Annotated in this window: 25 protein-coding genes; 19 read left to right on the top strand and 6 right to left on the bottom strand. The window is 35.5% G+C overall.

Features of this window, described 5'->3' with window-relative positions:
* Nucleotides 1-234 precede the first annotated feature (234 nt).
* From BM212_RS06995 to BM212_RS06960, 8 genes are all read left to right on the top strand, one after another.
* On the top strand, nt 235-1,599 hold the full coding sequence (locus tag BM212_RS06995; protein ID WP_091897602.1) for a D-serine ammonia-lyase: 1,365 nt from the start codon (nt 235-237) through the stop codon (nt 1,597-1,599).
* Nucleotides 1,600-1,856: 257 nt separating this feature from the next.
* Entirely contained in the window at nt 1,857-2,195 is a 339-nt protein-coding gene (locus BM212_RS06990; RefSeq protein WP_091897599.1) for a thioredoxin family protein, read from the top strand.
* Nucleotides 2,196-2,256: 61 nt separating this feature from the next.
* Nucleotides 2,257-2,562 (top strand): rhodanese-like domain-containing protein, encoded by a 306-nt coding sequence (locus BM212_RS06985; RefSeq protein WP_072693924.1) that lies wholly within the window; start codon nt 2,257-2,259, stop codon nt 2,560-2,562.
* A complete protein-coding gene (locus BM212_RS06980) occupies nt 2,562-4,214 on the top strand; it encodes an FAD-dependent oxidoreductase (protein ID WP_091897596.1) in 1,653 nt (550 codons plus the stop codon). Before BM212_RS06985 ends, BM212_RS06980 begins: the two co-directional genes overlap by 1 nt.
* On the top strand, nt 4,214-4,510 hold the full coding sequence (locus tag BM212_RS06975) for a rhodanese-like domain-containing protein (protein ID WP_072693927.1): 297 nt from the start codon (nt 4,214-4,216) through the stop codon (nt 4,508-4,510). The genes BM212_RS06980 and BM212_RS06975 overlap by 1 nt, the downstream gene beginning before the upstream one ends.
* Complete coding sequence (locus BM212_RS06970; protein ID WP_091897593.1) at nt 4,510-4,770, top strand: metal-sensitive transcriptional regulator; 261 nt, start codon at nt 4,510-4,512, stop codon at nt 4,768-4,770. Before BM212_RS06975 ends, BM212_RS06970 begins: the two co-directional genes overlap by 1 nt.
* Nucleotides 4,771-4,890: 120 nt before the next feature.
* Nucleotides 4,891-5,346: an ASCH domain-containing protein gene (locus BM212_RS06965; RefSeq protein WP_245750947.1), complete on the top strand. Its 456-nt coding sequence runs from the start codon at nt 4,891-4,893 to the stop codon at nt 5,344-5,346.
* 84 nt (nt 5,347-5,430) lie between these two features.
* Nucleotides 5,431-5,850 carry a GNAT family N-acetyltransferase gene (locus BM212_RS06960; protein WP_091897590.1) on the top strand — a complete coding sequence of 140 codons (420 nt, stop codon included), beginning with the start codon at nt 5,431-5,433 and terminating at the stop codon, nt 5,848-5,850.
* 71 nt (nt 5,851-5,921) lie between these two features.
* Here the strand turns inward: BM212_RS06960 and BM212_RS06955 are convergent, their stop codons facing one another.
* Both BM212_RS06955 and BM212_RS06950 read right to left on the bottom strand, forming a co-directional pair.
* The gene (locus BM212_RS06955) at nt 5,922-6,170 is read right to left on the bottom strand and encodes a hypothetical protein (RefSeq protein WP_091897587.1); all 249 of its coding nucleotides are present in this window, start codon (nt 6,168-6,170) and stop codon (nt 5,922-5,924) included.
* Nucleotides 6,171-6,249: 79 nt separating this feature from the next.
* On the bottom strand, nt 6,250-6,501 hold the full coding sequence (locus BM212_RS06950; RefSeq protein WP_091897584.1) for a hypothetical protein: 252 nt from the start codon (nt 6,499-6,501) through the stop codon (nt 6,250-6,252).
* Nucleotides 6,502-6,739: 238 nt separating this feature from the next.
* Here BM212_RS06950 and BM212_RS06945 point away from each other — a divergent pair, with 238 nt between their 5' ends.
* Both BM212_RS06945 and BM212_RS06940 read left to right on the top strand, forming a co-directional pair.
* Nucleotides 6,740-7,402, top strand: coding sequence for an undecaprenyl diphosphate synthase family protein (locus BM212_RS06945; protein WP_091897582.1), 663 nt, complete (start codon nt 6,740-6,742; stop codon nt 7,400-7,402).
* Nucleotides 7,403-7,429: 27 nt separating this feature from the next.
* The gene (locus tag BM212_RS06940; RefSeq protein ID WP_091897580.1) at nt 7,430-7,972 is read left to right on the top strand and encodes a guanylate kinase; all 543 of its coding nucleotides are present in this window, start codon (nt 7,430-7,432) and stop codon (nt 7,970-7,972) included.
* A gap of 232 nt (nt 7,973-8,204) precedes the next feature.
* Here the strand turns inward: BM212_RS06940 and BM212_RS06930 are convergent, their stop codons facing one another.
* Nucleotides 8,205-9,239 (bottom strand): GMP reductase, encoded by a 1,035-nt coding sequence (locus tag BM212_RS06930; protein WP_091897577.1) that lies wholly within the window; start codon nt 9,237-9,239, stop codon nt 8,205-8,207.
* A 272-nt stretch (nt 9,240-9,511) separates the two neighbouring features.
* On the opposite strand from BM212_RS06930, the gene BM212_RS06925 reads away from it, so the two are divergent.
* Nucleotides 9,512-10,207 (top strand): phosphatase PAP2 family protein, encoded by a 696-nt coding sequence (locus tag BM212_RS06925; RefSeq protein WP_083540467.1) that lies wholly within the window; start codon nt 9,512-9,514, stop codon nt 10,205-10,207.
* A gap of 161 nt (nt 10,208-10,368) precedes the next feature.
* On the opposite strand, the gene BM212_RS06920 is transcribed toward BM212_RS06925, so the two are convergent.
* The gene (locus BM212_RS06920) at nt 10,369-11,505 is read right to left on the bottom strand and encodes an NAD(P)/FAD-dependent oxidoreductase (protein WP_091897574.1); all 1,137 of its coding nucleotides are present in this window, start codon (nt 11,503-11,505) and stop codon (nt 10,369-10,371) included.
* A 571-nt stretch (nt 11,506-12,076) separates the two neighbouring features.
* On the opposite strand from BM212_RS06920, the gene trpX reads away from it, so the two are divergent.
* The 6 genes from trpX to BM212_RS06890 all read left to right on the top strand — a co-directional run bounded on the left by trpX (nt 12,077) and on the right by BM212_RS06890 (nt 18,820).
* Entirely contained in the window at nt 12,077-13,120 is a 1,044-nt protein-coding gene (gene trpX / locus BM212_RS06915; RefSeq protein WP_091897571.1) for a tryptophan ABC transporter substrate-binding protein, read from the top strand.
* 2 nt (nt 13,121-13,122) lie between these two features.
* A complete protein-coding gene (locus BM212_RS06910; RefSeq protein ID WP_091897568.1) occupies nt 13,123-14,004 on the top strand; it encodes an ABC transporter permease in 882 nt (293 codons plus the stop codon).
* On the top strand, nt 14,001-14,783 hold the full coding sequence (locus BM212_RS06905; RefSeq protein WP_091897565.1) for an ABC transporter ATP-binding protein: 783 nt from the start codon (nt 14,001-14,003) through the stop codon (nt 14,781-14,783). The genes BM212_RS06910 and BM212_RS06905 overlap by 4 nt, the downstream gene beginning before the upstream one ends.
* A 74-nt stretch (nt 14,784-14,857) precedes the next feature.
* Nucleotides 14,858-16,033 (top strand): tryptophan synthase subunit beta, encoded by a 1,176-nt coding sequence (trpB, locus tag BM212_RS06900; protein ID WP_072693950.1) that lies wholly within the window; start codon nt 14,858-14,860, stop codon nt 16,031-16,033.
* Between the two features lie 157 nt (nt 16,034-16,190).
* Nucleotides 16,191-17,432 carry a metal-dependent hydrolase family protein gene (locus BM212_RS06895; RefSeq protein WP_091897561.1) on the top strand — a complete coding sequence of 414 codons (1,242 nt, stop codon included), beginning with the start codon at nt 16,191-16,193 and terminating at the stop codon, nt 17,430-17,432.
* Between the two features lie 473 nt (nt 17,433-17,905).
* Nucleotides 17,906-18,820: a nuclease-related domain-containing protein gene (locus BM212_RS06890; protein ID WP_091897558.1), complete on the top strand. Its 915-nt coding sequence runs from the start codon at nt 17,906-17,908 to the stop codon at nt 18,818-18,820.
* Between the two features lie 659 nt (nt 18,821-19,479).
* Here BM212_RS06890 and BM212_RS06885 read toward each other — a convergent pair.
* Nucleotides 19,480-19,995: a type 1 glutamine amidotransferase domain-containing protein gene (locus BM212_RS06885; RefSeq protein WP_091897555.1), complete on the bottom strand. Its 516-nt coding sequence runs from the start codon at nt 19,993-19,995 to the stop codon at nt 19,480-19,482.
* A 174-nt stretch (nt 19,996-20,169) separates the two neighbouring features.
* On the opposite strand from BM212_RS06885, the gene mgsA reads away from it, so the two are divergent.
* Entirely contained in the window at nt 20,170-20,592 is a 423-nt protein-coding gene (mgsA, locus tag BM212_RS06880; RefSeq protein ID WP_072693970.1) for a methylglyoxal synthase, read from the top strand.
* Between the two features lie 43 nt (nt 20,593-20,635).
* Nucleotides 20,636-20,848 carry a DUF6199 family natural product biosynthesis protein gene (locus BM212_RS06875; protein ID WP_072693972.1) on the top strand — a complete coding sequence of 71 codons (213 nt, stop codon included), beginning with the start codon at nt 20,636-20,638 and terminating at the stop codon, nt 20,846-20,848.
* Between the two features lie 168 nt (nt 20,849-21,016).
* On the opposite strand, the gene BM212_RS06870 is transcribed toward BM212_RS06875, so the two are convergent.
* On the bottom strand, nt 21,017-21,238 hold the full coding sequence (locus BM212_RS06870) for a DUF378 domain-containing protein (RefSeq protein ID WP_072693973.1): 222 nt from the start codon (nt 21,236-21,238) through the stop codon (nt 21,017-21,019).
* Nucleotides 21,239-21,827 lie beyond the last annotated feature (589 nt).

Raw genomic sequence — 21,827 nt, 5'->3', positions numbered from 1 at the left:
AATCAAAGTGAGAATTGATTGTGATTTTCACTTTGATTTTTAAAGTAAAACAAGGAATTCACATAATAATATAATTAAGTGAAGGTCTTTTAGTATGAAAATGAATTGTCTCTTTTGTGGAAACAAAATTATGCTACAATAAACAAGATGTAAAGATGAGTGTTTCGAACAAAACTATTTAAATTTTTATGATCTGTAAAAGAAGAAAACAAGAATTTGAAAGGATTGATTATTATGTTAGACCATCATGTAGGGAAGTTTACAGAGCAAAGTCAGCTAATCAAAGAGATTGCTTCTGGTTTAGAAGTCTTTTGGGATAACCCATCTTATTCACCAGCTGAAGAAGCTAACAGATATACAAAATATTCAATAAAAGATATCGAAGATGCAGAGGAGCGTTTACAAAGATTTGCTCCGTACATTAAAATCGCTTTTCCTGAAACAGAAGAATCAAATGGTATCATTGAGTCCGAAATAATAGAGATTACAGCGATGAAAAAATGGTTGAATGAAATCAATGATAAAAATGTGGAAGGAAATCTCTGGCTGAAAAGAGATGATATGCTTCCGATTTCTGGAACGATCAAAGCAAGAGGTGCGATCTATGAAGTTCTGAAACATGCAGAAACGATTGCGTTAGAACAAGGATTGCTCAAAAGTATTGAGGAAGATTATTCGGTTTTTTCAAGCAAAGAATTCAGAGATTTTTTTGCAAAACGTCATATAGCAGTTGGAACAACAGGGAACTTAGGTATAAGTGTTGGAAGAATGGGCAGCAAGCTTGGATTTAATGTTACTGTTCACATGTCGGTTGAAGCGAAACAATGGAAAAAAGATTATTTGCGTTCTAAGGGTGTTAGAGTGATTGAACATGAGACGAATTTTTCAAAAGCTGTAGAGCAGGGACGTGTAGAATCTAATGCCAATCCTAACAGTTATTTTGTAGACGATGAGCACTCTGAAGAATTGTTTTTAGGATATACAGTGGGAGGATACCGTATGAAGAAACAGCTCGAAGATAAAGGTATTATCGTCGATGAAAATCATCCGCTGTTTGTTTATTTACCTTGTGGTATAGGCGGATCTCCCAGCGGCATTACATTTGGGCTGAAACAAGCTTTTGGGGATAATGTTCACTGTATTTTTGCAGAGCCAACTAAAATGCCTAGTATGTTACTTGGTTTAGAGTCAAAACTTTATGATGAGATTTCGGTAGAAGAAATTGGACTAGGCGGAATTACTGTAGCAGATGGGTTAGCTGTACCTAGGACATCTGGGTTAGTAGCTAAATTAATGCACAATTATTTCAGTGCTGGCTATAGCCTTAAAGATGAAACATTCAGACGGCTCCTTTGGAATCTGTATGATAAGGAATCTGTGTTTCTGGAACCAGCCGCTGTGGCTGGACTAGCAGGTCCGCACAAATTATTAGTAAGCAAAGAAGGCCAAAACTACTTGAAAAAGAATAACTTAGAAAATAAACTACATCAAGCAACACATATCGCTTGGGCTACTGGAGGATCCATGGTGCCAGATGATAACAGAGAAGTTTTCCTTGAAGAAGGAAAAGCAGTGAGCGAGCAACTGGCTAAATTTTAATAGTGAAAAGATTTTTATAAATAATTATAAAAAAATAGAATTAAAACTGAGTGAAATGTAGGTGTAAATACATATATCACTCAGTTTTTTTATAACAATTCAGCAGATAATAAACAAATTTAAAGTTAATTTAAGAAAAACTCTTTACATTTTATACCCTAGGGGGTATATTAGGGTTATTGATGAGATATTAGTGAATTGTATAACGTATAGAAAATTTTAGAATAAGGAATTTGATAAAAGAAAGAAGGAAAAAGATGATTAATTTCCCTATAGCGAATTCGATTGAGGAAATCAGAAATTTTGTTTCAGCGAATCCTGTATCATTTTTATATATATCAAGAGAAGGATGCAGTGTGTGTCATGCAGTAAAGCCAAAAGTCCAAGAAATGTTAGAGGAATTTCCGGAGATAAAACCTATGCAGGTGAGTGCAGATGATGTCCCAGAGGTAGCAGGAGAATATACGGTTTTTACAGTGCCGGCATTACTGTTGTTTATAGAAGGGAAAGAAATGTTTCGCGAAGCACGCTTTGTAGTAATGGATGATTTGCATGATAAATTTGAACGTATAGTAAATAATTACGAAATCGCATAAAAAAGTGTAGTTATATAAAAATGATAGGAATAAAAATAAATAAAAGAATAGGAGCAGTGATATGTTATTTAAAAAAATACCGGCAATTTCTACGAAAGAGTTAGAAAGAAAATTAATGGATAAACCTCAGATTATTGATGTAAGAGAACCACACGAATTTCGTGGTGGGCATATTCCAGGAGCAAAAAATGTACCATTAAGAAAAGTAGAGAGTTTCACTCCTAAAGGAAAGACTTATGTAGTCTGTCAATCAGGTATGCGTAGTAAAAAAGCAACAAAAATGTTATTAAAAAAAGATGCTGATGTTGTAAATGTCCGTGGTGGAATGATGGCTTGGTCAGGTTCTACAAGAGGAGGAAAATTATAATGAGAATTTTAATCATTGGAGGAGTTGCCGGGGGAATGTCCGCCGCTACTCGACTAAGAAGATTAAATGAAGATGCAGAAATCATTATTTTAGAAAAAGGTCCCTATGTTTCTTTTGCAAACTGTGGATTGCCTTATTATGTAGCAGGTGAGATTGAAGAACGCAGTAAGTTACTGGTTCAGACCCCTGAAAGTCTGCAGGCAAGATTTAATTTGGATGTCCGGCCTGAAAGCGAAGCTATTGCAATTAATGCTCAAACTAAAGAAGTTACGGTTAAAAATAATAAAGAAGAATATACTTTGGTATATGATAAATTGATTCTATCGCCAGGAGCAAAACCACTTATTCCACCAATTGAGGGTATAAAAGAAGCGGAGAATATTTTCACATTGAGATCTGTTCCAGATGTTGATGCAATATCCACATATATTGATAATCATAAACCTGAAAAAGCAGTAGTTATTGGTGCAGGATTTATTGGATTAGAAATGGCAGAGAGTCTAGTACAACGAGGATTAAATGTTACAATAGTTGAAAAAGCCCCACATGTGTTGCCGCCATTAGATGAGGAAATGGCTGCTTATATCGCTAAAGAATTACACGATAAAGGTGTAGAGATCTATACAGAGCTAGCTGCTTCTGCTTTTGAAGAAAGCGGGAAGGTCGTTGTGCTTGAAAATGGTGAGAAGCTTGAAAGTGATCTTACATTGTTATCAGTAGGGGTTAAACCCAATACTGATGTAGCTTTGACCGCTGATATCGAAACTGGTTTCCGCGGAGGAATAGTGGTTGATGATCATTATGAAACCAGTCAGAAGGATATATATGCTGTGGGAGATGCTATCGTAGTTAAACAGCAAATCAATAACCAAGATACAATGATTGCACTGGCTTCTCCAGCAAATCGTCAAGGAAGACAGGTAGCAGATATAATTAGTGGCCTTGACCGTTTTAATAAAGGAAGCATTGGAACAGCAATTGTACGTGTATTTGATCAAGTTGCAGCATCAACAGGACTGAACGAAATGCAGCTGAAAAGTTCTGGGGAACAATACGATGTTATTCATGTTCAAGGGAAAAGTCATGCCGGATATTATCCCAATGCTGGAACCGTCCTATTGAAGTTATTATTTAATCCAGCTTCTGGTAAAATTTATGGTGCTCAAGCAGTCGGAACAGATGGAATAGATAAGCGCATCGATATCTTAGCGACAGCAATCAAAGCAGGTCTGACCATTCAGGATTTACCTGAATTAGAGTTCACCTATGCACCGCCTTTTGGTTCTGCTAAGGATCCAGTAAACATGGCCGGGTATGCAGCTTTAAACATAATTGAAGGAGTTAGTGAATCTATTCAATGGCACGAGCTTGAAGAAAAACAGTCTGATGGGCATATTTTACTGGATGTAAGAAATGAATCTGAACTCATTGCAAACGGCCAATTACCAAATGCATTAAATATACCACTTGATTCACTTAGAGAACGTATATCAGAAATTCCAAAAGATCAACCGGTGATTGTAAGTTGTCATAGTGGTCTACGCAGTTATATTGCAGAGAGATTGCTTAAACAAAACGGATATAAAGTCAAAAATTTAGATGGAGCATTTGCACTTTATTCGACGATCAGACCAGAGAGGATAATCAAATAATGTATAATTCAATATCAATGAATGAGTTTGAAAAAAAATGGGCTAACAAAGACATTAAGTTAATCGATGTAAGAGAACAGGACGAATGGGATGCTGGGCACTTGAATGGTGCTCAACATTTCCCATTAAGTGAATTAGCTGAACTTAAAGATAAGCTAGACAATAAGGAATCTTATTATGTTATGTGCCATTCAGGCGGTCGTTCGGCATCTGCTTGCGATTTCCTATCTAAAGAAGGGTATAACGTAACCAATGTCCTTGGCGGCATCTCTGCTTGGAGAGGGGAAACCGTTTAATGGAATACAATGCGAAAATTGTCAATCGATTAAAACGTTCTAAAGGTCAATTGGAAGGTGTATTAAATATGATTGCAGCTGAAAAAGATTGTGCTGCTATCGTTACCCAGCTTTCAGCTGTAAGGTCGAGTTTAGATAAAGCCATCGGATTGATCGTTGCTGAAAACCTTGTTGAATGCGTGCAGAACAACCAAAATGGTCAAGACACTGAAGAAGAAAAAATCCAGCAGGCAATCAAATTATTGATGAAAAGCCGTTAAATATTTTTAGAAAATAAATTCCAAAAGAGTCTAACTTTCCATAATTTTGAGGAGGTTAGACTCTTTTTAAATAGAATTATGTTAAAATGCAAGACATAAAGTTTCAGGAAGGGCTAAATAATGAATAAAAAGATTGAGCAATATAAAAATACATTTTTAAAAGCAACAAATAGAAGTCTTGAAACCGATGTAGAAAGTTTTTCTTTTGGTGATACTGCAGAAATGGCTGATGAGTTAGGAAAACTTGTACTACAAGGGAAAAAAACAGGCACTTCAAGCGGATATGATCTGTACGCAGAAGATGAAGTCAAGCCTTACACAGGACAATTTTCTATTGTATTAGATAGTGAAGAAACCCCTATTTGTGTGATTGAAAATATAAATGTTGAAACAATACCATTTAATAAAATTACAGAAGAACATGCAAGAAAAGAAGGTGAAGGGGATCTATCTTTAGCATATTGGAGACAGGCGCATCTAGACTTTTTTCCTAAATATTATAAAAAAGAATTAGGTATCGAGTTCAGTGAAGACCACCGTATCATTTATGAAGAATTCAAAGTTGTTTTTACTTAGAGAAAAATAAAGAGAGTGAAGAAAGGGGTTTTTAATGAATGCTTATTTTTATCATAGAATAGGCTAAAAGAAGGGAAATAGAAAATGATCGATAAAAAACAAGAATTGACAGTGAATGAGCTAGAGACAATTTCTAAGATATGGATGGAAGTGAATATTGAAATACATCATTTCATCAAGGAATCTTATTGGAAGGAGTATTATGAATCTGTGAAAGAGTCGTTAAATGATGCCACAATTTATTTATATAAACAGGATGGAAGGATATGCGCATTTTTAGGTATGGTAGATTGCTATATAGCAGGAATTTTTGTCGATAAACGTTTCAGGAAAAATGGAATTGGTAAAGAGTTATTAACAGCTGTAAAAAAAGATTATGAGAGTTTAGAACTTTCAGTATATGTAAAAAACGTGCAAGCAATAAACTTTTATTTAGCTCAAGGATTTACTTGTATTAAAAAACAGGTTGATTCAGAGACTCTAGAAAAAGAATACAGTGGGTAACTTACTAACTGAAGATGAAGTTCTAGATAAAACCGCCCGCTACATAAAATCTAGTAAGAGGGCGGTTTTGCTCAATGTGATTTTGAGAGCTTTTTGGCAGTAGTGTATTTTCTGAGTTTATGGAAGTGATAACCCATACGAATAATAGTTGCGATAATAAAAATAACAAGTACGAACATATATGCTTTCTGAAAATCAGTTTCAAGTGTAGTTGAATATTCGATTTGAGACTGAACATATAGAATCCATGTCCAGACACATGCAATGAATAGATTGCTGAAAATATGAAATAATCGCTTGTTTCGCTCGTTCTTAAACATATTGAACCTCCTTACTACTTTGAATAACCAATGAAAAGTATATACTATATCTAAAATCAACCTTTTCTAATGTAAATCTTTAGTTTTGTTTATTATTGTTTTGTTTGTTAGAAATTTCTTTCAATTTTTTATAATTATAGAGTGTACGAAAGATTGCTAAAACTAACAGGATCCACATAAAAGTAATGAAAAACGCTCGGAATCCGGAATCCAAATTAGTAGAATCTTCATAAATAAAATATTCTAAAATCAGCAGAAAAATCGGCAGAGCAATTGAAATCAAGCTTGAGTAGAAATAAAATTTTCTTTCTCGTTTTTTCCTCTTAAACATAGATAGCCTCCCTGCTGATATCCGATACGATACCGTTTTCTTACTTACATTTTATCACTATACTATGAAAATATACAGACTTTTAACGTCTTTTAATATAATAATATAACTAAAAAATAAAAAAAGGTCATGTGAGTTGAAGAGAGGGGTAGAAAAACGGTATTATAGAGTACAAGAATAAATAAAAAATGAATATACAATAATCAGGAAATACGGTATAAGGAGACTTGCAAAGAGAATGGATAAATTTAAACGCATGCCGAAACATATTGGAGTTATTCCAGACGGTAATCGCCGCTGGGCAGTCGGTCAAGGATTACCGAAAAAAGATGGATACAATCATGGAATTGATCCGGGGTTGGATTTATATGAGGCATGTCTAAAGCTTGGAGTAGAAGAGATGACATTTTATGGATTTACAATGGACAATGTGAAACGTCCTTCTCTGCAAACAAAAGCATTTCAGAAAGCATGTGTAGATTCTGTAAATGAATTAAAAAAACGTGATGCGGATCTTATGGTGATTGGTAATACAGATTCAAAAGTATTTCCTAAAGAACTTCTACCATATGCAATGAAACGTACCAGGTTTGGTGAAGGAAAAATGAAAGTTAATTTCTTGGTGAACTATGGTTGGAACTGGGATTTGAATTATGCTCTGAACAGTGAGAAAACTATTGAATCTGGAAACTTAATTAATCACATTGCATCTAAAGATATTTCTCGTATGGATATGGTCTTAAGATGGGGCGGACGTCGTCGATTAAGCGGTTTTTTACCAATCCAGTCTATTTATTCTGATATCTATGTTATTGATGAATTCTGGCCTGATTACAAAGATCAGCATCTTTTTGGTGCATTAGAGTGGTATCAGAAAACAGATGTTACTTTAGGTGGATGATCATTATACATTCCGAGGAGAGTGTTTATGAGAAATAAATGCATTATTGTTATGGTTGGTCCTAGTGGTAGTGGTAAAACAACAGTAGGAGATGAACTCACGCGTAGAGGAATCCCTAAACTCGTGACAACTACAACAAGAGAGCCGCGAGTAGGGGAACACGATGGCATAGATTATCATTTCAGAAAAATGGCGGACATGAATCCTGAAGATTTTATTGAGCAAACACTTTACAATCATAAAGTGTATGGTCTAACAAAATCTGAGGTTAGCAAGGCTTTAAGTACTCATGATGTTGTTCATGTCTCTTTGGATCGCAATGGAGCTGAAGCTATGAAAGCTTTCTTTCCCAATGAAACTTTCGTGGTTTTCATTCATATTTCCAAAGAAACTATGATTGAACGAATGCGTAAACGTGGAGATAGTGAAGAAAAAATTGTCGAAAGAATTAGCCATAGTCATGAAAATAATGAATTAATTCCGCCAAAAGAAACAGATCTTATAATTGAGAATATAGATGTCGAGCTGACAGTTCAGAAAATTTTATCTCACTTAAAACTTTCAGTCTAGGAGTGGATCAGTATGCCGCAACCTGAATTTGATCCTAAAACGTTAGTATGGTATCCGTTATTCTCTTTTATACTATTTCTGTTTTTTTACATAGTCTTTGATGTACCTTCATGGATTTTTTTTGTAGTACTTTTTGCTGTTTTTTTACATTTTATTGTATTTATTATTATAGAAATTAATAGGAAAGAATAAAAAACACCAATCAGATTATAACCTGATTGGTGTTTGATTTTTAAGGCTGGAAATTAGAAGATGTAGCAAAACTATCTGGAACATCAATTCCACTAGCGTTGTAATTTTCACCGTTCATGATAGAACTTTTAACAATGACATAGTCTACTTTACGTAGTGCTTCAATATCATTTCCGCCTGCGTATGAGATTGAAGACTGTAAATCCTGTTTCATTTCAAGTAAGGTATCTGAAATGTCACCTTTATAAGGTGTCAGCATTTTCTTGCCTTCAACATTTCTTCTTTCACCTTTTTGGTGCGCTGAAGCACTACCAAAATATTCTTTATAAGGACGGCCGTTTACTTCGACCATTTTACCTGGAGATTGATCATGACCGGCAAATAATGAACCAATCATTACCATTGTAGCACCGAAGCGTATAGATTTAGCTATATCTCCGTGGGTACGGACACCTCCATCAGCAATGATAGGTTTACGTGCAGCTTTAGAACAGTAAGAAACTGCAGCTAATTGCCATCCGCCAGTACCGAATCCGGTTTTTAATTTAGTTGTACAAACTTTTCCTGGTCCAATACCGACTTTAGTAGCGTCAGCTCCAGCGTTTTCTAACTCACGAACCGCTTCTGGAGTTCCTACGTTTCCGGCAATTAAGAAGGTTTCAGGTAGATATTTCTTAACATGAGTGATCATATCGATGACCATTTGAGAATGTCCATGTGCAACATCAATTGTTGCGTATTCAGGAACTAGATTTTTATCTGCTAGTTCTTTAACGAAATCATACTCTTCTTTTTTTACTCCTAAACTAATAGAAGCATAAAGTTCTTTTGCATGCATATCTTTTATAAAATCAGCACGTGCAGCTTCATCAAAGCGATGCATGACATAAAAGTAACCATGTGATGCTAACCAAGCCGACAACTCTTCATCAACTACTGTCTGCATATTAGCTGGAACAACGGGCATCATGAACCGGCGTCCACCTAGTTCTACAGTCGTATCACATTCTGAACGACTTGAAACAACAGCTTTAGCAGGGATCAATTGAATATCTTCGTAATCAAAAACTTTCATTTAGCAACAAACTCCTCTATAGTTGTGATCATACTTTTCCAATATAGAACGTTATTCGTAAAATGAATTTACTTTTCGAAAAACTTTCTATTAATGAAGTAATATCATGAGGGGAGTGTTTCAGATTCCCTTGACTACTTTACCTAATGCAGAGAAAGAAGTCAAAGAAGTTTTTAAAAAAAGAAGGTGTTACTTGAAAAATATTTCAAAAAATTAGACAATAGAGAGTACAAATGTTTTGAAAAATAGGTAAAAATCAGTGGAGGAACAATATGTTAGAGTTAATAAATAAATATAGGAAAAGTTTCTGGAAGCCAAAGACCATGTTTTATCTTGGAATGATCACAATTATTCCCTTCTTGATCTTAGCTGTCGCAAGTTATTTTGAGTGGGGACTATTAGGGATGTTTGATGATTGGATTGGCAGGGAAGTTCATGATGAAAGAGAATCATTACTGACTGTCTTATTCACCCTAATTACCAGAGTTGGTGACGGTTGGTTTGTAGCTATGTTTACTTTAATTGTAAGTACAGTCATTCTTTTTAAATTTAAAAATAAATGGCTATCGATATGGTATTTCTTGACCGTTGCTTTAGGTGCGGGGGTTTTGAATCAGCTGTTAAAAGCTGTTTTTAGACGAGAACGTCCAAGTGAGGTAGAGCACTTGATTAGCCAAGGAGGGTATTCATTTCCAAGTGGCCATGCAATGGGATCAATGATCGTATACGGAGCAGTGATTTTTTTATTTATTCGACTAGCTAGAAAAAAAATAACGTATTTGGCTGCTACAGCGGTATTTGGTGCTCTGATTGTGCTGATTGGTGTCAGTCGAGTATATCTAGGTGTACATTACCCTTCGGATATCGTTGGAGGGTATTCTGTAGGACTAATGTGGTTGGCGTTTAGCATTGGAATGTACGGGCTCTCTCTAACGAAAAGACCGGAAATGGAAAGACTAGAAGAATGATGAATAAAACAAAAAACCTTCTATCTCATGTGATAGAAGGTTTTTTGTTTATTCCTATAATAACAGCAATAGCACCTAAATCAGCTGTATTCCGTTTAACCTTTTTATATTTACTCATCAATCTCAGTAGGGCAAATATCATTGCCGCAATTGAAAGACTGTCATTTTTTAGATTGTATATAGTTTCTGATCGGGTAATCCTCCAGCGGTAAAGAAGTTGGTTTGTCTAATATTAGTTGTGCTAATACTTTTCCTACTAATGGTCCGGCAGTTAGCCCGGTAGAACCTAAACCACTAGCTGCATAAACATTGGATAATTCAGGCACAGGACCGAAAAAAGGAGCAAAATCCGAAGTATAAGCCCTTGTTCCAGAACGATAATTTACAACAGAAGCTTGTTTAAAATGATCTGAGAATCCAGTTACAGCATCATGAAGCATGTGAGTCAACTGGACTTTATCGATTTCTAGATCAAAGCCTTTGTCATTTTCGTGTGTAGCACCAATAATGACTCTTCCATTTTCAAACGGAATAATATCTGTTTCTCCTTCAGGCATAATGACCGGCCAGTTAGTCGTTATTGTATTTTTTAACTCAATTTCTAAGAGTTGTCCTTTTTGAGGACGGATGTCTACTTTATATTCAAGTGGTTCGAGTAAATTTGGTAACCATGCTGCTACGGCTAAAATAACCTTATCATATTGGGTATTTTGATGAATAGTGTTAAGGATTGGATGATGTCCTTTTACAGTTAATGTTTCAACGTGTTCCTTTTTGAAATGAGCACCTTGGGTTATTGCTTTTTGGATGAGTAAGTCTACCAGATATTTTCCGTCTACTCTAGCACCTCCAGCAGCCCAAAGTGCAGATTCAATTCCTGTATATAAGGGGATTTTTTTCTTTATTTCTTCCGGAGATAAAATCTTCAACTCACCGATCTCTGGAGCAGATTCTCTTCTCTTTAGTCCAATTTTCAATAAATCTTTAAGATGTTCAGGATTATTTTTAAACAGAAGAGTTCCGACTTGGTTATAGACAGTTTTAGGAATAGCTACACCATTCATAACTTCAGATAGAAACTCTGGATAAAAAGCGGCCCCTTCTTTTACCATACGATACCATTTTTTATTTCGGCGTTTTGATAGCCAAGGACTAATGATGCCAGCAGCAGCAGAGGTACCTTGTCCGACTCCTTCATCATATAGAGTGACTTCAAGTGTTGGTTCTTTACTTAAGAGATAAGCTGCTGAGGCACCAACAACTCCGCCTCCAACAATAGCGATTTTCTTTTTTTGCATATATAACACCTTTCTATTCTCTCCATTAATAGTTTACCATGATTTAACTGCAAGAATGCAGAAGGAATTGATTTTATCTATATAAATGAAGATGTAAAAAGAGTTTATATCTAATTTGTTGACAAGTTGAATTTTACACTGTAATATAAAAATCACATTAGAGATGACAAAAGGAGAAAAACTCATGAACTTCGATTCTAAGCAAACAGTACAATTGAATATGAATTGGCAAAGCTGGCGTAGATCGTTGTAGATATGAGACAACTCATAGGTACAACGTTTAGAAAACATTCTAAATTTTGTATCTATGCGGGCTTATTTCTCAAGAAATTTTAGATAAATAACCACATGGATATCACTATATCTATGTGGTTTTTGCATATTTTAAAGGCAATTTCCACTACTCAAAATAAGTGTGGAGACTGCCTTTTTTATTTTATCTAAAATAAAAAAGGCTCAAATGAAAACATCATATGTAAAGTATTAAGGGGCTGATACAGATGAACTCTGACTGGAACTGGAAATCAATGTATAGAAAATATAAAAATTAACTGGAGAGGAAATATAACTGATGAAAAGAAAAGGTATGCTCGTAACATTTGGATTGATATTTGCTGTACTAATAATAGGGTTCTTTTTTCCGGATGAACAAAGTAATAATCAACAAGTGACAAACGGCGGAAGCGAAGATCCAAGTGCTTCAGAAAGAACTTTAAAAGTTGGGTTGCTGCAAACAACGAGTCATCCATCTTTAGATGAAATTCGTGAAGGGACGATTCAAGGCTTGGCTGACAATGGTTATGTGGATGCTGAAAATATAGAAATTAATTTTCAAAATGCACAAGGAGATCAGAATTTAATGAACACGATGGCAAGTTCTATGGTCAATGAAGGGGCAGATATTCTAATTGGGATTGGAACACCTGCGAGCCAGGCGTTGAAGAATGCCTCTAGTGAAATCCCCGTAATCATGGCTGCTGTTTCAGATCCAGTTGGTTCAGGACTAGTTGAATCAGAAGAGAATCCTGGTGCTAATGTAACAGGTGTAAAAAATCAGGCACCAGTCGAAGATCAAATACAATTGCTGACAAGTATTCTTCCTGATGTAGAAACTGTCGGACTTCTATATAGTTCCGGAGAAGATAATGCAAGAGCAGAAGCTGAAAGAGCAGAAGCCGCTATTGAACAAGCTGGTTTGACTCCAGAAACGTATACTGTTTCTAGTACAAATGAGATTCAGCAAATGGTCGCTAGTATGGCTAAAGAGGTAGATGTCATATACTTACCGACAGATAACACGATAGCTAGTGCATTTAACACAGTGGTCAGCGAAGCAGACCGTTATAATATGCCTCTAATACCTACAGTGGATATCATGATTGCTCAAGGTGGACTTGCAACAGTTGGGATCAGCCAAGTTCAGCTGGGCGTCGAATCCGGTAGAATGGCAGCGGAAGTACTTGATGGTAAAGATCCAGCAGAATTTCCAGTATATATCGTAGAAGGTGGAGATCAGTTGATCAATGTTCAAAAAGCAGAATCAATTGGAGTCACTATACCTGAAGAAATTTTAGAGAACAGCAAGATCATTGAACCAGAAGCAGGAGGACAATAAATATGATTATTTCAGCGATCGCACAAGGGTTTTTATGGGCAGTACTCGGAATAGGATTATACCTAACGTACCGCATATTGAAATTTCCAGATTTAACAACTGAAGGATCCTTTCCGTTAGGTGCAGCAGTAGCCGTAACAGCCATTGTTTCAGATGTGCCACCGATTCTAGCTATCTTCTTAGCGATTCTTGCCGGAATGGGTGCAGGGTTAGTGACAGGACTCCTTTACACAAAAGGAAAAGTTCCGGTTATATTAGCGGGAATACTCGTAATGTCAGGACTTCATTCTGTTATGTTATTCATTATGAAACGACCAAATATTAATTTACTCAATCAAGAAACACTTTTTGATCTATTTGAAGGGTTGCCGAACTATTATGATGTGGTATTTATTGGCGTTATTGTGCTAGTCATACTGATCAGTGTGGTTTTAGCCTTCTTCTATACAAATTTGGGACAAGCCTTTATTGCTACTGGAGATAATGAAGATATGGCGCGCTCATTAGGCATTCGTACAGATAACATGAAAATACTGGGGCTCGTCATTTCAAATGGTGTAATCGCACTGGCCGGAGCATTGGTAGCACAAAACAATGGATATGCAGATGTAAATGGCGGTACAGGAGTTATTGTTATCGGATTAGCTTCCCTCATTATCGGTGAAGTCATGTTTAAAGATCTAAAATTAGGGGAGCGGTTATGTACGATCGTCATCGGAAGTGTATTGTATCAAATCTTATTATTAGGTGTGATTGAATTAGGATTCGACACTACGTATATCCGAATCTTCAGTTCTGTGATATTAGCTATCTGTTTGATGATTCCGCAAATAAGAAAAAGTTTGAATTTGGGAACAATAATCGGGAGAGGAGAAAAAGAATGAGTGCATTATTACAAGTTACGGGTCTTACAAAAATCATCACAAACCAGGCAGATGAAGATAATCATATTTTAGATGGTGTAAATTTCACATTAAATCAAGGAGAATTTGTCACTGTGCTGGGTGGAAATGGTGCTGGGAAATCGACGTTGTTCAACAGTATAACAGGATCGACCGAAATAACGAGTGGAACTGTTATGTTGAAGGACAATGATATTACGAAATGGAAAGAAGAAAAAAGATCTAATTTAATTTCAAGGGTCTTCCAAGATCCAAAAATGGGGACAGCACCGAGAATGACTGTAGCGGAAAACCTGTTATTAGCAAAGCTAAGAGGAGAAAAAAAGACGCTCCGATCTAGAAACCTCAAAAAAAATAAAGAGCAGTTTATTGAAATGTGCACCTCTATAGGCAATGGGCTGGAAAAGCAGATCGATGCACCGGCAGGAAATTTGTCCGGCGGGCAAAGACAATCTTTAAGTTTGCTGATGGCTACGATGACACAACCTTCCTTGCTACTTTTAGATGAGCATACAGCAGCACTTGATCCTAAGACATCGAAGAAGTTGATGCAGCTGACAAATGAAATTATTCAAGAGAAAAAAATGACTTGTATGATGATTACACATCAAATGGAAGATGCGCTAGTTTATGGAAATCGACTAATTGTAATGAAAGACGGGAAAATCACGTTGGACTTGAACCAAAAAGAAAAGGAAAAGATGACGCTAAAAGATTTATTGAAATTATTTGAAGAAGAAAAACTCACCCCAACTATTTAATATAAAGGGTTAAGCTGTAAAAATTATTGAGAGTGAGAACGATCTAAAATAACAAAAAAAGGGTGTTTTATTTGATGAATACAAATCAAGAAGGCTATTTTGGAACCTTTGGAGGCAGTTTTGTACCGCCTAAATTGAAGGAAGTATTAGACAATCTGGCTAACGAATTCGAACGATATAAAGAAGATCCAGAATTTAACCAAGAATTCAAAGAAACGCTAAAAGAGTATGTAGGTAGAGAAAATCCGCTAACCTATGCTTCTAGGTTGACTAAATCCTTGAACGGTCCAAAAATCTATTTAAAGCGAGAAGATTTGAACCATACAGGAGCGCATAAGATCAATAATGTAGTCGGACAAATTTTGTTAGCAAAACGAATGGGTGCACACAGAATTATTGCTGAAACTGGAGCTGGCCAGCATGGTGTTGCTACAGCTACTGCATGTGCGATGTTTGGAATGGATTGTACGATTTATATGGGGAAACTGGACACAGAAAGACAAGCGTTAAATGTTTTTCGTATGGAATTACTAGGAGCAAAGGTTATTCCTGTAGAAAAAGGACAAGGAAGATTAAAAGATGCCGTTGATGTTGCACTGGCAGATCTAGTAGAAAACTATGAGTCGACATTTTATTTACTGGGTTCTGCTGTTGGTCCACATCCATTTCCTTCAATGGTCAAGCATTTTCAGTCTATCATTAGTGAAGAATCCAAGAAACAAATAGTGGAACAAGAAGGAAAACTTCCTGCAGCAGTTATAGCAGTTGTAGGAGGAGGCAGCAATGCAATTGGTTCGTTTGCTCATTATATTGAGGAACCGGCTGTTCGTTTAATTGGAGCAGAGCCAGAAGAAGCTGCGACAATGGCCAAAGGGAAACCAGCAGAATTGCATGGTTTCAAAACGCTGGTCCTTCAAGATGAAAACGGGGCACCAGCACCTACCTATTCTATTGCAGCAGGATTAGATTATCCCGGTGTCGGTCCGGAACACAGTTATTTGAAAGAAACAGGACGAGCTGAATATTATACAGTTTCAAAAGAAGAAGTATTAGAAGCGTTCCAACTATTATCAGCAAAAGAAGGCATTATTCCAGCTCTTGAAAGTGCACATGCAGTAGCCTTAGCTAAGAAACTCGCACCTCAGTTTAGTAATGAAGATGCCATTATTTTAACGATTTCCGGTCGTGGAGATAAAGACGTGGCTCAGGTGCATGACTTATTGAAAGATAGGAAAGAAAAACAAGGTTAATTTAAGAACGGTTCTTTTCATTTATTTTGCTTAAAATAGCTTCTTCTTTAAAAAAGTTTAAAATGATAATTCTTTCATCAATTTTTCATCTTTTCATAGTAATTACAAAATGATTGAGTTAAAATGGAAGCAATTCGATGATTTGGGGGAAAAATGTATGACGAAAATCATGATAAAAAGAGGACAGGTAATCGACGGAAATGGGGGAGTTCCTTTACAAAATGGAGTCGTTGTAATCGAAAATGACCTGATTGTATTTGTCGGGAATGAAGGAGACTATACCGACGAAGTGGAAGAAATTATTGATGTAGAAGGGGCGACGATTGTTCCAGGATTTATTGACACTCACGTGCATATGATGATGGAATATTCTTCGGTTCAAAATCGATTAGAAACACCATTTTCTTACAAATTTTATCAAGCAATTGAATACATGAAAAAAACTTTAGATGCTGGGATTACTTCTGTCCGTGATGCTTTAGGTACCGATTTAGGGGTTAAGAAAGCTGTTGAAGATGGAATTGTCAAAGGACCGCGAATGCAACTCAGTATTAATGCCTTAACAATTACAGGTGGCCATGGAGACGGATATACAACTTCTGGACAAACAGTCGAACTGCTTCAAGCTGATTACCCTGGTATGCCCGATGGGAAAGCAGATGGCATTGAAGAAGTTAGAAAGAGAACGAGAGAAATGTTAAGAGCGGGAGCAGAAGTCATCAAAGTTCATGCAACAGGTGGCGTTTTGAGCGCAACTGATCACCCGGAATTCACTCAGTTTTCATTAGAAGAGTTGAAAGTCATCGTAGAAGAAGCAAAATTCCGAAAAGGTGTTAAAGTCATGGCACATGCACAAGGTGCAGAAGGGATTAAACAAGCAGTCAAAGCAGGCATCCACTCTATTGAGCATGGGATCTTCTTAGACGATGAAGCAATTGAGTTAATGAAAGAGCATGGTACTTACTTAGTACCGACACTACTCGCACCAGTTGCAGTGTTGGAGTTGGCTAAAGAGACAGGCATGCCAGACTCGGCTGTTCAAAAATCAAAAGAGGTTATTGAAATTCATAAAGCGAGCTTCACAAAAGCATATAAAGCAGGTGTGAAAATTGCTATGGGAACTGATGCAGGCGTTATGCCGCATGGAACGAATTTAAGAGAACTCGCGTTGATGACAGAAGCCGGAATGACACCAATGGAATCCATTGTTGCCACAACTAAAACAGCAGCAGAATGTTTAGGCTGGGAAGATAAAGTCGGAACGCTAGAAGTGGGAAAACTGGCTGACATTGTAGTCGTTAAAGAAAATCCATTAAAAGACATTGCGAGCCTTGCGGATAATAATAACATTCAACTTGTTATTAAAGACGGCAAGATAGTAAAAAATTTAATGAAATGATTTAAAAAGGAAACAGCTGATTAAACGGCTGTTTTCTTTTTTTGTAGCTAATGAAAATACCTGCTATATACATCAACTGCAAGGTGAAAAGGAGCCGAGTAGTAAAAAAAGAGAGTATATGTGTTAACTGGGATTAAATAATAAAAAAAGTAGTAGTAAAAAGAAGTTATATCTATTAACTGAGTGTTTAAAAGAAAATGAATAGTAAGACAAAGAGACTATATGTTGTGACTGGGAATTAAAAGAGAAATGAGTAGTAGGAGAATGAGGGAGTATGTGCCAACTGATATTGGATAATAAAAGGAGTAGTAGTAAAAAGAAGTTATATCTATTAAGTGAGTACTCAAATGAAAATAAGTAGTAACAGAAAGAACTAATATAGCTTAGCTGAAACTTGAAAATAGTATAAGTAGGGAAATAACAGAATGAACTTTTGTTTAAAAGGACAGTTTTACTATTGAGGTGAAAATAAAATGATAATAATGAAAAGCAGAGAAAAATCAAAACTAATGATAGGATTAGAATTTTTAAATAGACGAATAACACTAACAGAAAAAGAAAAAAGATTATTATTAAATCTTGAAAAAGGATTCGATGGAGAAAAAGAATTTGATGAAAGAATTAAAACATACTTAAGTAATGAAATAATTGTATTAAATGACTTATTACTTGTGAATAACGGAACAACATTTCAAATTGATTCATTAATAATAACTTCAGAAACCATTTATATTTATGAAGTAAAAAACTATTCAGGGAATTATTTGATGAATTCCGGAGAGTTGATGACTAGCAATGGAATAGAAATTAGTAATCCTTTACTTCAACGTGCACGAATAGAGCATAATATATTCTCCTTACTAAAAGAATGGGGATTACAGTATAATGTGGAAGTAAATGTATTATTTATAAATACAACCTTCACCTTATATCAAGCTAGAATAGAGGATTCTATCATACTACCTACTCAGGTAAAAAGTCACTTGCTGGAAGTTAATAATACCAGCAGACTATTAACTAAAAATAATCATTTTCTAGCTAATAAGCTTATTAGACTGCATAATCGGAGCCTTCCATTTCAAAAACAGTTACCTAGATATAATTACGACCAGTGTAAGAAAGGGTTGTGTTGTTCTAAATGTGGATCGTTTGATTTGATTCTTAAGCAAAGATCTTGTTTATGTAAGGCTTGCAATGAAGTTTCCTCTATTGAAAAAATTACATTGAAAAATATTGAAGAGTTTATGTTCCTCTTTCCTGAGAAAAAATTAACGACACGAATCGTTACAGAATGGTGTGGTAATATGGTAACTTTGCAAAGAATACGCAAAATTCTAAAAGATCATTTCACAGTTGTCGGTTTAAATAAGAGTACCTATTATGAATAAAGTTCTTTTCAATATAAGCTGGATAATAAAAATCACGCTCTCTTCCCTCTTTATAAGCATCAGTTAAATTCAGTAAATCAATTAAAAGGAAGGTTTGGTTTTTCAAGTTTTTTTGGATGTCTTCAACTGAAAATCCCTTATATTCTTGGAATCTTTATGAATTACAAAAAAACCGCCTGCTTAAGCAGACGGTTAAAAAGGAGATGATTTTGATACTTGGAGGAGTAACAAAATCAAAAAAATAAGTTGGTTGTTTGTGGGTATAAACATAGTATAGAGTCTAAATTTGAAGAAGATATGATGAAGAAATGAAAAAGTAGTAAATATTAGGATTATATATTCAAATAAAAAAATCGCCTTTCCACTGGGGAAAGGCGATTTAGGGGATAAGACTTCTCTAGTCTTCTATGTCTCTATAACAAGCTTGTATACAATTCGATCAGGGGAGAAAGAAAGTTCAGCTTTTATAGAATAAATTTCTTTTCAAAAGAATCAAATAAAGTGGGGGGCCACTTTATATATTCAATATTAGGGGGAGAAAAGAAAAGTGTTTTTTAATTTTTACACTAAAGCTATTCTACCAATAAAAGACTAGTTTATCCTTAGAAACTATTAAGCTTTTAGCATTAAAAAATAATAATTTACTCAGTTAGTCGTAATTATTGTAATGCATTAACCATAGCTTCATTAAAAGCGGGCAGGTCATCTGGTGTACGACTTGAAATCAAACCTGAATCGTCGATGACTACTTCTTTATCATGGAAGTTAGCCCCGGCATTTTTAAGGTCAATCGCTACTTGAGATACTGAAGTAATATCTTTTCCTTTTACAACTTCTGCGTTGATCAATAATTGTGGACCATGGCAAATTGAAAAGATAGACTTTTTGTCATTTGCAAAGGAGCGAGTGAAATTTAAAAATCGTTCATCTTTTCTTAATTGATCGGGAGAAAATCCACCCGGAATCAGTAAAGCATCAAAATCTTCTGGTGAGACATCGTCAATGCTTTTGTCAATCGTTACGGAAGCTTTCCCCTTTTTACCTTCAACTGTTTCGCCAGCATTAAAACCGATAGTGACGACCTCGTGTCCTGCTTTTTCTAATTCTTCTTTAGGGGAAGTGAATTCTACATCTTCAAATAATTTAGTTATGACAGTTGCTATTTTTTTACTCATTTTTAAATTCCTCCTTGTTTTATCTATCCATAGTGTAGCGCGCGTCAAGGGCACGAGCAAATCTTATGCTTATAGATGTCATACCGTTTCTATATAATCAGTCCTGCCAGTTATGTTATTATAAAGAAAATACTATATCAGATAACAATTTTTAAAATACAGGAGTGAATCATATTGAAAATTGCTTTGATCGCCCACGATAAAAAGAAAGACGATATCATAAAACTGGCAACAGCGTATAAAACTATTTTAGAAAAACACGAACTATTTGCAACAGGTACAACAGGCAAACGAATCGCTGACGAAACGGGACTGAATGTTCATTGTTTTAAATCAGGGCCACTCGGGGGAGACCAGCAAATAGGAGCCTATATATCAGATAATAAGATGGATCTTGTTCTGTTTATAAGAGATCCGCTAACTGCTCAAGCTCATGAACCAGATATTTCTGCTTTGCTCAGATTGAGCGATGTGTATGAAATCCCATTAGCTACGAATGTTGGGACAGCAGAAGTTTTACTAAGAGGATTAGATGCTGGGTTCTATGAATGGCGAGATTTCTATCGCGGAAAAGACAGGGAAGAATTGCCTTTTTAATGAATATGAAAAAGATAGGGGAGCTTCCAAGGAAGGAAATAAGATGAGCTTATTAATTATAATTGGCGTGATTCTGGCAGTCTATGGAGGGATATCACTCAAATTTCCTAAAAAGCTGAATAAGAACCGCTCTGCGTCAGAAAATAAAGAAGGAAAATACTTAACGTGGTATTTAACTATATCAGTATTTGGCGGCGTAGTTGCATTAGTCGCAGGCATATTACTGATCATAGCGGGGATTATTTTGTATCAATAAACGGAATTGTGAGTTGTGATAGCATTTTTAATAATTTGGATAGTCTTGTAAAGACTAGAGTGTAGATGAGTGCAAATAAAAAAAGCGAGTTATTATAAAAAAATATAGTAACTCGACTTTTTATTTGTATTTATACAGATCCTGTTTTACTTCCAATCATTTGTAATGTTACCTGTCTTTCAGTCTGCTTCCACCTCTAGGGGTAAAAGAGAAGTACTTGAAGCACCATAAGGAACTTAGTCCAATAATGATATAAATGATGCGAGTGCCCCATTCTTCTGGGCTGCCTAATACGTATTCTACAACGTTGAATCCAATCAGCCCTATAAGTAGTAAATGTATGCCTCCTAATATCAGAATAGTTAAAGCGGCTCTATCTAAAATTTTCAAGGTATGTCCTCCTTTTGTACTAACTAATTTCATTTTACGAAATAAAAGAAAAAAAGTCGATTGATAAAATGCAGAAAAAATAAATAAGTTTTAAAAAATACTGAAAATATAGAGAATTATGAGTTTCTAAGAGAATTTATATTTTTAATTTCGTTCGATTATGAGTGTGGTATACTGTTTTTAGCTGTTTAAAATCTATATAAATCTTAATAAAGCGAACTATAAATGTTTATTATAACATTTCATTCGCTTTATAGGTAACTCCCAATAATCTATGAAAAATTATGTTTCCCAAATTTCTCGTTGCTCGTATGATGATTTCTGTCGATGAAGGTAATATAATCCAATCATTGTCTGGATTAAACAGCTTTATAACAGATCCAGTAAAGCAACGAGAAGTATAAGAAGGCATGTTTAAAAAACTTCGTTTTTTTGAAGTTTTTCGAGATATGTAAAATCACTTCTACAGTATTAGTCCGTGTACTGTAGAACACTGTTCCCGAAAGATAATAAACGGATCCACTTGTCGGGCATTGTTTTTGCATCATCATGGACGAATGGAATCCTCACAGGAACTTCGCCATCTAAT

Source organism: Marinilactibacillus piezotolerans (genome assembly GCF_900114235.1).
GTDB classification, from domain to species: domain Bacteria; phylum Bacillota; class Bacilli; order Lactobacillales; family Carnobacteriaceae_A; genus Marinilactibacillus; species Marinilactibacillus piezotolerans.
Note: the sequence above shows the minus strand (reverse complement) of the source record. Positions and strands in the feature narration are given on the sequence as shown.